General features: G+C 64.4%; 9 protein-coding genes. 5 read left to right on the top strand and 4 right to left on the bottom strand.

The window, feature by feature from the left end; all coding sequences use genetic code 11:
- From KEG38_RS43340 to tssI, 3 genes are all read right to left on the bottom strand, one after another.
- On the bottom strand, positions 1–427 hold a 427-nt coding region (locus tag KEG38_RS43340), incomplete at its 3' end, for a hypothetical protein (protein ID WP_276074448.1).
- A gap of 23 nt (positions 428–450) precedes the next feature.
- Positions 451–2,067 (bottom strand): hypothetical protein, encoded by a 1,617-nt coding sequence (locus KEG38_RS43335; protein ID WP_272426636.1) that lies wholly within the window; start codon positions 2,065–2,067, stop codon positions 451–453.
- 18 nt (positions 2,068–2,085) lie between these two features.
- The gene (tssI, locus tag KEG38_RS43330) at positions 2,086–4,971 is read right to left on the bottom strand and encodes a type VI secretion system tip protein TssI/VgrG (RefSeq protein WP_272426635.1); all 2,886 of its coding nucleotides are present in this window, start codon (positions 4,969–4,971) and stop codon (positions 2,086–2,088) included.
- 658 nt (positions 4,972–5,629) lie between these two features.
- On the opposite strand from tssI, the gene KEG38_RS43325 reads away from it, so the two are divergent.
- From KEG38_RS43325 to KEG38_RS43305, 5 genes are all read left to right on the top strand, one after another.
- Positions 5,630–7,258, top strand: a complete 1,629-nt coding sequence (locus KEG38_RS43325; RefSeq protein WP_272426634.1) for an ATP-binding protein — start codon at positions 5,630–5,632, stop codon at positions 7,256–7,258.
- Between the two features lie 254 nt (positions 7,259–7,512).
- The gene (locus tag KEG38_RS43320; RefSeq protein WP_272426633.1) at positions 7,513–8,370 is read left to right on the top strand and encodes a hypothetical protein; all 858 of its coding nucleotides are present in this window, start codon (positions 7,513–7,515) and stop codon (positions 8,368–8,370) included.
- Between the two features lie 24 nt (positions 8,371–8,394).
- On the top strand, positions 8,395–9,882 hold the full coding sequence (locus tag KEG38_RS43315; protein WP_272426632.1) for a serine/threonine-protein kinase: 1,488 nt from the start codon (positions 8,395–8,397) through the stop codon (positions 9,880–9,882).
- 1,084 nt (positions 9,883–10,966) lie between these two features.
- The gene (locus KEG38_RS43310) at positions 10,967–11,185 is read left to right on the top strand and encodes a hypothetical protein (protein WP_272426631.1); all 219 of its coding nucleotides are present in this window, start codon (positions 10,967–10,969) and stop codon (positions 11,183–11,185) included.
- An 825-nt stretch (positions 11,186–12,010) separates the two neighbouring features.
- Positions 12,011–13,177, top strand: coding sequence for a hypothetical protein (locus KEG38_RS43305; protein ID WP_272426630.1), 1,167 nt, complete (start codon positions 12,011–12,013; stop codon positions 13,175–13,177).
- 3 nt (positions 13,178–13,180) lie between these two features.
- Here KEG38_RS43305 and KEG38_RS43300 read toward each other — a convergent pair whose 3' ends face one another.
- On the bottom strand, positions 13,181–14,176 hold the full coding sequence (locus KEG38_RS43300) for a hypothetical protein (protein ID WP_272426629.1): 996 nt from the start codon (positions 14,174–14,176) through the stop codon (positions 13,181–13,183).
- Positions 14,177–14,271 lie beyond the last annotated feature (95 nt).

Below are 14,271 nucleotides of genomic sequence, written 5' to 3'. Positions count from 1 at the left end.
CGCGCGCCGCCTTCTGCGCGCCCTCGGCGGCCCCCGCGGTCGACAGGACCGTGGATACGAGCTTTTTTTGCTCGTCGATTGCCCCGAGCTCGCCCAGCACCGCGAGCTGTGCCTCCCAGGTCTCGCCGGCCTTCGCGGGGCAGAGCTCGGCGGCACGGGCGAGCGCGCGGCGCGAGCGCTCAAGCTTCCCCTCCGCACGAAGGCCCGGGACCCGCGCAACAAGATCGGCCGCTTGCTCGCAAGGGGGCTTTGGGGCAGGGACCAATGCGGATGCGACCGCCGGAGAGGCCGGCGTGTCCGTCGTCGGGCTGGTGGCACTGCCTTGCAGGGTGTGCGGAGGAGGAGGAAGCGGCGTCCCGCTGCCGCAGGCAACGCTGAGGAGCGCTGCGGCGAGTGAACTTGCGCAAAGAGAGCGCGATGCGTTCATGGTTCGTCGTGTACGCATGAGTATCACATGAGCGGGAGCATGCCGGGCTTGCCGGCGACCACGGTCTCCTCGGGCAGTGGGGACCGCGGGGGACCGCTGAAGTACGAGCTCATCGCCGTGAGGTCAGCGATCTGCGGGTTGTCCTTGTTGCTAGGATCCGCGCACGTGTACTGCTCATCGACGGTCATCCTGCGCCAGCGCGCCCAGAAGGTTTGCTTGGGCGCGTCCGCAAACTTTAGGTCCTGCAGCTCCTTGGGAAACTTCGATGCGCCCGAGATAGGCACCCCGTTCCACTCGTTTTTCTTGCCGTCGATCTTGCGTCGTTCGAACACGGGCCCCGCATCGGCACCGTCGATCATCGGCGTCGAGCCCATGATGTGCGTCGGCTCGAGCAGCGTTTCGAGCCCCTCGTCCCGCAGTTCCGCCGTGAGTAGCTCCCGCACGGGCTTCCCCCGTGCGCCTGCGGCGAGGAGCGCGCGCGTGAATTCCGCGACGCGCGGGATGCTGAGGATCCAATACACACGGACATCGTTTGCGGGCAGATTTCGGACGGACCAGATGTAACGGCAGAGCGAAAATCCCTTGCCACCGTGATCCATGGGCAAAACGCGACTGATGAAACGGACGGTGCGCGAGGCGTCCACGATCACGAGCTGTGCGAAGCCGAGAGGGCGCGCCGTCGCGAGGAACTCCACCTGGTCCTCCGAGGGCTCGGATGCGGGCAGAATACCGACCCCGACGAGGATACGGCTCAGGGCGGTCATCGCCCCCTTCGTCCCCCCGTGATCCGCCGTCCCTTGCTCATTTTTGCCATCTCCGAGCGGCCCGGTGTCGATCCCCTGGAACTTCGGCGGATCGTTGTCGGGATAGATCCGTAGCACGGAGGCAATGTGCGCCTGCCCTGCCTGGCTTCCCGATTCAGGCCCGAGCGAGTTGAAGGCGAAGACGCTTCCAGGCGTCAACTTCAGCGCATCGAAGAGGTATCTGACGCTGCGATAGCTGCCTGTCTCGGTCTTCTCACCCGTGCTCGCGACGTACCACCGCTTTTCCTCACCGGGCTTCGACTTGAAAATGGGTAGCCCGCCGGTACCGCCTCCCGCGGTCATTCCCCGCTTGCCCATCTCGGTATGTGAAATGCCGCGCGACATCGCGCAGAGCGTCGTCAGGTGTTGGCATGCGAGCACGATGGGATACGCGGGATCGCTCTCGTCCTTGTCGAGGCGACGCATGATGTCCATGTCGTCCTTGCCGCCGTCGGAGCCTTTCGTTCCGTAGCAGCCGGCCGTTCCACCATAGGCCGCGTACACGACGAGCTCGGAGAAGATGCGGGCCCACTTCTCCTCGTTCGAGGAGGGGAGCTTGCCCTGGTAGCCGTACTCGGAAGCCCACGCTTCATCGAGCCCCATCTCCAAGCGCTCGCGAAGGTGGTCCACGAGGAGCTGGACGTTCTCTCGGAACTTCGTGGGGTCACTGAGATCGGCGACGCGGTTCGAGCGCTCGACGGACGTCTTGTAGCGCTCCTCCGTGCCGACGGGGGCGAGTTTCACGGCCAGCGAGAGCCGTGGGACCGGCGCGTCCATGTCGGAGACATGGGCCGGCCTGGAGAGGTCGACGTCTTGCTGGTTGTTGGGCTTTGCCATCGGCGCACCTCCTCCCGTTCAAGATCCGTAGACGTCCTGAAGCGCGGCCACGGTCTTCGCGTCGAGCTCGCCGGTGGCCTCGAGCCGATCGCTCTCGACGTGATCCCGCTGGAAGGCCGCGAGCGCGCTCTTCGCGTCGGCGTTCATCTCCTCGGTGGGTTTGCCGAAGTAGAACCCGAGGGCCCGCAGTCTTGCCTGCGCCCCTTGCGGCGTATCGGCCGGCGGGATCTCCGCCATCGAGAGCGTGTAGAGCCGCTGCCGTCCGGTTGGATACTCGTCGACCCACAGCTTGATCACGACCTGCTTCACGCCCTTCGGGAGCTTCTGCTGCACGACGCCGTCGGCGTCCGTCGTGCCCTCGTACTTCAGCCCCTCCGCCATCAAGTGATACTTCTTGTTCGCGTAGGGCTTCATGTACCAATCGCTCAGCTTGCACGAGAACGGCTGCGTTTCCTTGCGGTTCTCGTCCTCGTCCCCTTCGGGCTCGCCCGCGTCGCAGTTGAGCAGCACCTTGTCGCCCTTGATGCTCGCCTCCTTGTCGAGCTCCACGGACGCGCCCTCCGAGTAGAGGCTGATCTTCTTCGCGACGAGCTCGACCTCGCTGTCGAGGCTCAACGTCGGCCCCTTGCCCGACACGGTCGCCGACTGCGCCGCCTTCACGTCGATCGAGCTTCCGCGCAGCGTGATCCCGCTCGGCCCGATCTCGATCGCACTCTGCCCGCACTCGATCACGAGCCCGCCCTCGGCGCGGAGCACGAGCCGCTCCGAGGCGCCGATCGAAGCGGAGCCGAACACGTACGTGTCGCTCTGCGCCTCGCGCACGCCGTTGCCGATCACGACGCTGTGATCGCCATCGACCGAGAGCGAGTGGTTCATCACGACGTGCAGTGAAGCGTTCCCGCGCACCGTCGTGGCGTCGTCCCCGTCGATCGACGTCGTTCGGTTCTGCTTCACCGAGAGCCGCGCGTCGCCGTTCACCTGCACGCCCTGGTTGCCGAGCACCGCGAGCGTGTCGTCGCGCCCGACCTGCGCGCTCCGGTTCCCCACGACGTTCTCGACGCGATGGCCGCGAACATCGCTCGTCTGGTTGCGCTCGATCACCTCGTCGAAGTCGCGCTGCGCGTGCAGGTACACCTGCTCACGTCCGGTGCTGTCCTCGAAGCTCAACTCGTTGAAGCCTTCGTCGCGCGGCGTGCTGCGCGTGCGCACACCGCTCCTCGTCTTGTTCTGCGGCAGCATGAACGGCGGCGGGTGGGTCGCGTTGTACGTGCAGCCCGTGACGATCGGGCAATCCTGGTCGCCACCGAGGAACGTCACCATCACCTCCATCCCGATGCGCGGGATGAACTGGAACCCCCACGAAGCGCCGGACCACGTCTGCACGACGCGCAGCCAGCACGAGCTGTGCTCGTTGCGCTTGCCGTCCAGGTCCCAGTGGAACTGCACTTTGATGCGCCCATGCTCGTCGGTGTAGATCTCCTCGCTCTCGGGGCCGACGACGGTTGCTGATTCGAGCACCTGCCGCAGCGCGCGGCGGGGGCGCTTCGGGCGGAAGACGACCGAGGCGGGGACACACTCGAAGCGGTTCTGATAGACCCGCGGCCCGGCATCGGTGCTCACCGTCGTGCTCGTGAGCTCGGGCGTGTGGCCCTCGTGTTCGACGCGCGTGGCGACGTACTCCAGGCTGAGCGAAGGGTTCGTCTCGGCGTCGAGGTGGAAGCGGCGGCCTGGCGAGAGGTGCCGCACCGTGCTCGCGCCCTCGCCATGCACGGCGTAGCGTCGGTGTTGCTCGAGCTCGACGCGCGCGCGCGTGGGGTTCACCTCGGGTTCGTCGTACTCGCCGCGGTGTTCGTAGATGCGAAGATCGCCGGCGACGGTCGTGGGCGTGTCGCCCGTGCGTAGATCCACGGAAGCCTTCACGCCGACGCGCGGATTGGCGCTCGCGGAGGCGCTGAGGCTGAGGCCGTTTGCAGATGCTGTCGCCTCGGATCGCAGATCAAGCAGCGGGCGGCGGAAGTCGTAGTCGCGCAGGAGCGTGGAGCTCGGACGCACCTTGCGGCGAAGCGAAAAGCTCGTGACGACGTCCTCGGGGGCGTTCGTCCCGGAGATGTCCCGAAGCGGGAGATGCGGGCTCGGCGTGGTGGTCGCGGACGCGTACATCGACACGTCGCCGCTCGGCGAGATGGATGCGTTGACCTCTGCGCCGAACAAGCCTCCGCCGGGGAGCGCGATGTACGCTTCCGCGCTGTCGCCGAACACGACCGTCTCCGCGTGGTCGAGCGCCGTGGCGACTACGCCGCTGGTCGCGCCTGGGACGAAGTTCTCCAGGAGGCCCGAGGGCTGCTCGAACGTGTAGAACATGCCTTCCTCGGCGATGAGCCGCTGGATGAACGCGTAGTCGGACTCCTGGTACTGCACGCAGTAGGTGCGCGCCGGGTACGAGCGCGAGAGCTTGAAGGCTGCGCGGACGCCAGCCTGTTCGAGCACGGCGCCGATGATCTCGGGCACGGTGCGGTTCTGGAAGATGCGGCTCGTGACGCGGTGCTTGAGGAGCCAGAGGCGCGGGACGAGGCGGATGCGTAGGGCGTGGCGGTCGCGGGCCTTAGTGGTGGCCTCGGGGGAGATGCTGGCGACGACGCCGTGGACGACGCGGGGGTTCTGATCGTGGACGCGGACGATGAGGGTCGCGGGTTGGCCGAGGAGAGAGGCTTCGACAAGGTCGAAGGGGGGCGGGGCGGTGACGAGGATGTCGAAGGAGAAGGGCTTCGACAGGGCTTCGCGGCCGCGGAAGGAGACGACGGCGAGGTCGAGGGCGCCGAGGGGGCCGAGGCGGAGGGAGAAGAGGGAGGGGGCGGGGATCGTGCCGATTTGGGCGTAGTCAGCCGAGCTTGATGCGCTTAGCATGGGGACAAGGACTCCTGCTCTCGAAGCCGCCTCTAGTCTGCGGGGGGCCTAAGCCCATCCTGGCACAGGCAGGCAGAAACAGAAGACGGAAGGTTGCCTGGAAGTGGGCGTCTCCGTCCCTGGGCAGCTACTCGGGGCTTGCGAACGGATCCAAGGAGTGAGAACATTTGGGTTCCGGCACGTGGCGGGCTCGCGAAGGAAAACGCAAGTGAGTCACTTTAACGAAGATCCTGCGGTTACAGAGCATTTCGCCCACCACCCTGACGAGAGGACCCTTCTTCGCCCAATCTCTCAGAGCTTCAAAATCAGCTGGGCTGCTCGGCGGCGACCTGCCAATGCCGACCTCTCAGTTTTCATTGTCCGTCCAAACAAGCAAGTATCCGAGTTGTTTGGGTTCACTCAGGAACTGCTTCTTGTATATTCTCCTCATCGAGAGCTGCAACCGCGTGCATTTCAGGGAGCCGAGGAAATACTAAGCCAGCTGCCTGCGCGCGGCAGAGTGGACCCTCTCACCTGTCTCGTCGTCTCCAATGACCCTGACGCAGACAGTCGTGTCCTTGAGTATTTGGCTCAGAATCGTGAGTCCCGTACATACGTGGGGCTAAGTGCGCAACAGCTCAGGCATGACAAGGACGGATGGGGATTCAAGAACCATTTGATGGCCCGACTGTTCGGGCGGGACATCTTTGACCACCGCCTGCCACTGAAGAGTGACACTTACTTCTTTGGGCGAGAAGCCCTAATTCAGGAATTCCAACAAGCATTTCTTGCCGGCGAAAATCGAGGCTTATTTGGACTTCGCAAGACCGGAAAAACCTCATTTTTATATAAGCTTCAGCGCATGTCTGAGGGTCACTCTGCGCTGTGCTACCTCTACTATGACTGCAAGTCTCCTACGATTCGGACCCTGCGCTGGACGAAACTCCTCAAGAAAATAGCCAACGACATGGCCACTGCGTTGGGGATTCACGCTAGCGATATGGGTGAGGAGCCCGCAGAGGCGGCCGAAGCATTCATGAGGGTAGCTTGCAGGGCGCCCGATGGTCAGACGCCGGTACTTGTATTCGACGAGGTTGAATATATTAGCCCATTTGCTAAACTCGATAAGCACTGGGAACAGGACTATGTGCCCTTCTGGCAAACCATCTGGTCAGCTCAAAGTGCTGCCCGTGCGCTACCGACCTTGGTATGCGGTGTTAGTCCTGCGGTTGTAGAGCAGGATTTGGTTGGAGGAGTACAGAATCCGCTTTTCGGGATAGTTCCGGCACGTTACCTCACGGGTTTGGGGAACGCGGAAACTCGTCGAATGCTGCTGTCGCTCGGCAGTCGAATCGGGCTCAAGTTTACAGATGATGCGGCCACATATCTATATCAACGATATGGCGGACACCCTTTCCTGACACGTCTTGCATGCAGCGCCGTGCATCGTGCGCTGCAAGCCCAAAAAGTGCCACGGCCCATCACCATTGATCGCGACCAGCTTATTAACGGGGAAGAGCAGCGTGATGGAGAGCTGGCATATTACTGCGGTCACGTTGTTTCAGAATTAAAAGAATTCTACCCGGATGAATACTCGTTGCTCGAAAACATCGCCACAGGGCAGCTTGCGGACTACTTTGACTTCTACCGCCAACCGGAGTTCGTAACACATCTCTCGCACTATGGCTTGCTACAGCGTGCACCCAATAGTGTGCCTCAAATATCGATTCCTGTGGTAGGTCACTATGTAGGTCTTCAGGCTGCTAGAGCGGCCGGTCGTCGGTCCATCCTGCACGTGATTCCCGTGGGATCACGTAAGGATTGGCTCGGCAGAAGAATCCGCGCCATCATCGACGACATTCGGGCACTCGAGGGTGTTACCCGGCGACCGGGGGCCACACTATTGTTTGGTCCCAACTCGTTTCCAGAAGCAGATAAGCTGCTGCATGCTGAGGTTGCCGAAAACGAAACATCGTTTGCTACTTGCGTAAACATACTCAATCGCTGCTTTGTTGAGCCGATAGAAAAGTACGGGTTGTCTATCGGCAAGAAGAATTATTTCTGGGACGAGGTAAAAGCTGTGTTCCCCTCGCTCTGGGATGCTTTGTGCAGGATCAAAATATACAGACATGACCGAGTGCACATCGTCCTGAACCCTTCCGTGTCCGACGCGCTCGACGCATACCTGAATCGTGACCTAGAGGGACGGACTCCTGGAAGTGTGGACGGACTCTGGTTCGTGCTGCAACAGTGCACCCTAGATAATTTGTTTTTGGGCATCCAGGCCGAACTGGAGAGGTTCAGCTGATTCAGCGAAGTTCGTTCACCTCGCAGGGCTACGACCAGGGGCAGGGGCTCGGACATCGCTGGGGGACTCCGCATGAGTACCTCTGTTGTCCCCCACCTGGATGCCCCTGTACACTCCTCCCGCAACCCGGAAGGTCCAGACGGATGCACACGCGAGCCAAGCTTGCGGCCTTGGGGGTGGTCTGTGCCGCAGCAGCGTTCGCAGCACCGGCTCGGGCCGAACCCACCGCAGCCGACAAGGCCACCGCCGACGCCTTGTTCACCGAAGCCCGCCAGCTCCTCGATGCGGGCCGCGCACCAGAAGCCTGCCCCAAGCTCGAAGAGAGCCAGCGCCTCGACCCCGCCGTCGGCACCGCCCTGAACCTCGCGGACTGCTACGAGCGCACCAACCGCACCGCAAGCGCCTACATCACCTTCGAGGACGCCGCAGCCCTCGCGCGCCGCACTGGCGACACCGCCCGTGCCGAGGAAGCTGAACGCCGCGCCCAGGCCCTTCAGCCCAAGCTCGTGCGCCTCGCCGTCAACGTTCCCGAGCCGCACCGGATCCCGGGCCTCACGATCCTGCGGGACGGTCAGCCGCTCCCGCAGGCTCAGTGGGGAACGCCGGTCCCGGTCGATCCCGGCGAGCACGTGGTCGAGGCGAAGGCGCCGGATCGAACGCCCTGGAAGAAGACCGTGCAACTCACGACGCCGGGAACCGTCGAGCAGCTCGCCGTGCCGCTCCTCGGCGAAGTCGAGCGCCCGCCGCCTCCTGGGCGAACGGCTCAGCGGGTCGCCGGCATCGTGGTCGGCAGCGTGGGGCTCGCGGGGCTCGCCGTGGCCGGAGGGCTTTCCATTGCAGCGGTCACGACCGACAAGGAGTCGAAGCAGTATTGCCCCGAAGACCCGAACAAGTGTTACCCGAGAGGCGTCGCACTTCGGAACGAGGCGATCATGTACGCCGATACCGCGACGGTCGTGGTGATCGCCTCAGGCGTCGTCGTCGCCACGGGCGTCACCCTGTTCCTCCTCGCGGGGGCGCCGAAGTCGCCGAACAAAACCGCCCGTACGTGGGTCCTCGCGCCCCACGCTTCGCCGCAAGGCGCGGGCCTCGTGCTCGGTGGTGTCTTCTGACGAACCCGGCCCTCCGGAGCCCGCATGCAAACCGCCTTTCAACCCGGGCAAATCCTCCTCGACAAGTACCGCGTCGAGCGTGTGCTCGGCGCTGGAGGCATGGGCGTCGTCGTCGCGGCGAGGCATCTCGCGCTCGATGAGCTCGTCGCGATCAAGTTCATGCTCGGGCCAGGGAGCCAGGCGGATGTGACTCGCTTCGTGCGCGAGGCGCGCGCCGCCGTGCGCCTTCGGAGTCAGCACGTGGCGCGTGTTCTCGACGTCGCTGCGCTCGAGGACGGGACGCCGTACATGGTGCTCGAGCACCTCGAGGGGAACGACCTCTCGCACGTGCTCCGCGAGCGCGGGCCGCTTCCCGCGGAGGAAGCGGCGGACGCCATCCTTCAGGCATGCGAGGCCATCGCAGAGGCGCACTCCATCGGGATCGTGCACCGGGACATCAAGCCCGCGAACCTGTTCCTCACGCGCGCGCTCGACGGCACGTCGTGCATCAAGGTGCTCGACTTCGGCATCGCGAAGTGGGCGAATGCGAGCACGGCGAAGCTCGACCCTTCGCAACCGATGGGATCCGCGCCGTACATGGCGCCGGAGCAGTTCGCAGCGACGACCCGCGTGGATGCGCGGACCGACGTGTGGGCGCTCGGCGCGACGTTGTTCCACCTCTTGACCGGCAAGATGCCGTTTCACCACGACGACGTCGACTCGATCCAGTCGATGATGCACGCGGTTCTGCATCGTCCGCCGTGGAAGCCGCGTGAGCTCCGGCGCGGTCTACCCGAAGCGATGGAGGCCGTGCTCCTACGTTGCCTGGAGAAGGACCAAGCTGTGCGGTTTGCCAGCGTCGCCGCGCTAGCGGCGGCTCTGGCGCCCTTCGGCTCCGAGCACACGACGATGTATTCGAAGCGCGTGGCGAAGGTTCTCGGCGAGCCGGAGCATAGCGCACGTGTGCCGTCGCGTCCGGATGTTGCGCCGGTTGCTGCAGCGCACCCTGCTCTACCGCACGCGCCAACAGCGCCGTTGCCGGAGCTCGGCGCCACGGCACGATCCGCGGAGCAGACAGCTCCGGTCCCGCAGCTCGGCCGCGTGAACGAAGCAGCGACACCACCGGCGGCAGCAGTCACCACTCCGCAGCTCGATGCATCTGCCTCGAGCAAGCTTCGCGGCCCACTCGTTGCTGCACTCGTATCCCTTGTCGCGGTGCTGGTAGCCCTCGCGATCGGCATCCGTGTGGGCCGTGAATCTGTCTCGCCGGCTGCGGCATCCGATGTACCTGAAGCGAAGGTGTTGCCGCCGACCGAGAGGCCGACCGAGTCCTCCGCCGTGGCTCAACCGCCTCTGCCTGCCTCCGATGCCTCGTCCGCGAGGGATACGCCCGCACGCGTCGAGACGACGGCTAAAGCCGCTCCGACGCAGGCTGCACCCCCGCCCCAGCGACGCGCGAGCTCCCCTTCCCCCGCGACCACGCCCGCCGCGACGACCGCACCGAAGGAGGACCTCTATGGCCGCCGTCGATGACCTGCGCACGCCTGGACAGCAACGCCCGCCGCACCGACGAACGGCATGGGGACGTGCGCTCGCGGCGGTGCTCGCCGCCGGCCTGGCTGCCACCATCTCGGGATTTTCGTGCAAGTCGTCGAACTGCTCGCAACCCGAGGACGATCACAACCCGTGCACGATCGACGCCTGCGACAACGGCACGCTGACGCACACGTACCTCGGCGACGGGCATCCGTGCTTCTATGGTGCGCTCAAGGGGACCTGTGCCGGGGACGTGTGTTTTGTCCCGTGCAGCACGAACAAGGACTGTGGTACCGGTCTGCCGTGCGCCTGGAGAGCGTGCACGCAAGGGTACTGCGCCATCGGTCCAAGCGAGCTCGCGCCACCCGACGACGAGAACGAGTGCACCGAAGATCAATGTTTCGACGGGGAGCCGAAGCATTGGCCAAAGCCCGACGGCACGCTGTGCGGTGATGGCCGCAGCGAATGTACGGCAGGGATGTGTGAGACCCAATGTAACATCAGCACGGACTGCGGGGGCAGCACGGCGTGCATGACCTGGAAGTGCGAGAGCGGGGTCTGCATTCCTAGCTATGGGCCCCAATCGGTTCCCGTGGCCTCACTCGAGGTGGGCGGCGACTGCAGGCAGTGGGTTTGCGACGGGCATGGTGGAATCGAGCTCGAGGTGGCTCTCCAGGACACTCCATTTAGCAGCGATCCATGTTTCGAGTGGAAGTGCGAGGGCTGGACCCCGGTTCGCCTGCCCCGGATCCACCAGCCATGCACGAAGAACAACGGAGACCTGGGATACTGCGATCTGACTGGCGTCTGCGTCGAGTGTGTCACGGACAACGATTGTTCCTGGAACGAACGCTGTGACCAAGGCACTTGCATCACGTGCGGTGATATCACGCCGGATGGCCAAGAACTTTGCGGCGGGAGCTGTGGCGCATGCCTCGGGCAGCCGTGCGGAGAGGACCTGGAATGTGCGGCCAAGAAGTGCGTCTTCACGAACGTCGGCGCGAGCAAGGTATGCTGTGACAATCCGTGCGACGGCCCCTGCGAGGAGTGCTCGACGTCCGGCGCCTGTCAGGCGGTCCCCTTGGGAAAGATTGATTATGAAACGTGCAACAGCCCGGGGGAAGTCTGTAATGGTAAGGGGCAGTGCAAGGTACAAACGGGCTACACGTGCAAGACCAACACCGACTGCGCGAGCAAGCTGTGCGATCTCGCCACCGGGACGTGCAAGCCCTGTGCATCGAGCGCCGACTGCGCCATCTACGGCACGACCTGTGACCCAGTGCTCAAGTTCTGCAAGTGAAGGCCATGCGCGCATATCACATTCTCACGCTGGCTGCGCTTTTTGGTATCGCGACGGGTTGCCGACGGATTTTCGGCATCGAAGAGGCTACGCTGATTTGCCCTCCGGAGAACCCGAACTGCGAACTATGCAATACCACCAGCGACTGCGGCCCGAGCGGGGAGTGCTATTCTTGGACTTGTAAAGACAACGCGTGCGTGCCCGTCAACTTGCCGGTACGGACGAAATGCTCGACGGGTGTGTGCAGTGAGGACCCCACCTCCGTATGCGTGGCTTGTGTAGAGTACGAGGACTGTCCGGATGGTGGGCAGTGCAAGAACCATGTCTGCTCACGATGCGATGACGGCATACAGAATGGTTACGAATCCGGCGTCGACTGCGGAGGCGGAGGCGCCTGTCTCGAATGTCTCGGAACCGCGTGCACGAGCGATGCCGAATGCAAGAGCGGTTTCTGTGCACAGGGCACATGCTGCGTGACCGCATGCGACGAGACCTGCACATGGTGCAACAATGCCGAGGGCAACTGCTCACCCTTGCCGGCGTACAACAACGACACGTACCACGACCCTGTGTGTGCAGGTAATTACTCTTGCAACGGTGCCGGCGCATGCCAAATCACCGCAGGGGCATTCTGCACGTCGCACGTCGAGTGCATCAGCGGGCGGTGCGTGAACAACCGCTGCGCCAAACTGCAGGGCGAGTCGTGTACCCAGCCCGAGCAGTGTGTCGACAACTCCTGCGTAAGCGGTGTCTGCACGACGTAGGCTTTCCTGTTTGCCCAGGGGGCTCGACCAAGCCCGCCCCGACAGGCTATCATTGCGCCGAATGTTGTCCCGGCTGCGCATCGCCGCCCTGCTCGTGCTTCCAACCGCGGCCGCCCTGGTCTCCGCGACGGCTTGTGACGTCGGAACCATCGAGCTCGGCAGCAACTGCCCCGACTGGGTCACGGACGAGTGCTGCCCCTGCCCCGTCCCCGAGGCGTGTCCAGACGGATCCCCGCCGTTGCCCGCGCACTGCTTCGCGGACGGTGGCGACGCGGGCTCGGAGGCGTCAGCCGACGGCGAGTCGGCCCTCTGCCCCGGCGACTGCGCGCCGAAGCCCCCGGATGCGTGGAAGGGTCCAGTTCACGTGGCGATCGGGGCCGCGATCAGCCTCGCCGAGTGTCCTGCGAGCCTGCCGAATGTCGTGTTCGAGGGGCAGGCGGCGCCCGAGCCTTGGCCGCTCGTCTGCCCCACCTGCTCCTGCGATGCTCCTCTGGAATCGTGCGAGCTGCCGACGACGTGGACCGTCAGCTCGGCGCCCTGCAACGATCCAGGGTCGGGCGTCAAGACAAATCTCGATCCGTCCGCGGGGTGGGATGGCACCTGCACCACCGAGGACGCCATCGCCGCGGGCAAGCTTTGCGGCGGCGCCCCGTGCGTTCAATCCATTGCGGTGTCTCGTCCCGTCCTCGAGCAGCAGCCATGTGTTCCGCACGTGGACGAACCCGAATTCGAGCTGCCACGGTTCAGCGGCGGCCCGTTTGCCACCTCGGTGCGGGCGTGCGCAACGGACGTGCAATGGCCTTCGTGCAGCGACTCGGCCCTGTGCGTACCACAAGAAACGGGATTTTCCGTCTGCATCAGCCATTCTGGAGACGAAACGTGCCCCGAGGGATGGAACGACAAACACGTGTTTTACGACGCGGTGGATGACCTGCGCTTCTGTGAGCCGTGCACATGTGGCTTGCCGAAGGGGGGCGTCTGCGAGATCCGTTATCGGATTTTCGACGACAGTGCCTGTTCGAGCGAGCTGATCGCCATCAAGCTCTCGTCTGCCGGCGACCCCAATCCATGCCAGGATTTCAGCGTCGCCGGAGTCGCCCTCGCATCCAGGACGGCGGAGGTCCTCACGTACGAGCCCGGTGCGTGCGAGCCGATGGGAGGAACCGTCGCTGGTGAGGTCGTATTGTCTCAGCCGACCACCTTCTGCTGCCTCACTCCGTCTTCGTGAGGTTCAGAGCGAGGCGAATAGCCAGGCCCCGAAGGTGACGCTCACGGGGCCGGGCGCTCCGAAATCGAATCGCCTCGTCGTACTGCGCCAATGCGCACCCGAGACGACGACATCAGCGTCGAAGCGGAGCGTGAATCGGCTCGCAAGGGGTGGACTCTCCGCTGCAACACGAGCACCCGAGCCTAGAACGGGGACCCCGCCCCCATTGGGATCGATGACATTCACAGTGGACTCTTGACGCCACCCAACTACCAAAAGCCCGCAAAACGCAAACGGATCAGGGCGAAAGCAGGGCGCAGCGACCGCCGACATGGTGGTGACCTCGACGATCGTGGGCCCGATCGGACGCGTCTCGACCGCCGGCGTCCATCGTGCATCGAGCTCGACCGACCACAACTTTGGCCACCGCGCCACGACCCCGGCCTGGATCCCGCCAAGCGCCTCCGGCGCCATCCCGAGCGAGAACATTCCCCCGAGGCCGACCTGCACCCGCATCGTCCGAGACGCGCGCGGTTCGAGCACCGCGGGTCTCGTCGCTCCCGTGACCCTCGTCGTGGACGGAGCTGCCTTTCGCACCGCGTTCGGCGGCGGAGCTGCGGGAGCTGGTTGCTCTTCGGGACAGTGCACGAGCGGGGCCCCATCCCGCTTGCTCTTTGGCGGCTTGAATGCGCCCATCTGCGTCGCCGAGATGAAGGCTGCATTGTAGAGGACCTCGAAGCAGCTAACCGCCGAGGGGTATTCGAGGTGCTGGGGTTCGCCGATCGTCGTTCCCTCCAGGCTCTCGATCCTCACGTCAGCCGTATACGTCCCGCTCGACGTGCGCCCGATGTGCATCACGAGAACTCGTGAGGCGGGCGGCTCGAGTACGTCCTCGGACACGTGGCTATCGAGCATCGCCTCGAAGCTGCTTGCGCGATCGCACGCCGGCAGCTTGGGGTCGGCCGAGAACTCGATGCGGTAGTGAGGCGCCTCGTCGGCCCTGCACTCCGGCGCTGTCATCAGCGCGCACGCCACGGCCGTAGCGGCCGCTACGAACTTCCCGATGTAGGTTTGTCGAGGTGGACGGCAAGGAGCATGCCTACCGCTCTCCCGAC

This window comes from Polyangium jinanense (assembly GCF_028435265.1).
Taxonomy (GTDB): Bacteria; Myxococcota_A; Polyangia; order Polyangiales; family Polyangiaceae; genus Polyangium; species Polyangium jinanense.
This window is presented reverse-complemented; position numbering and strand designations above follow the sequence as displayed.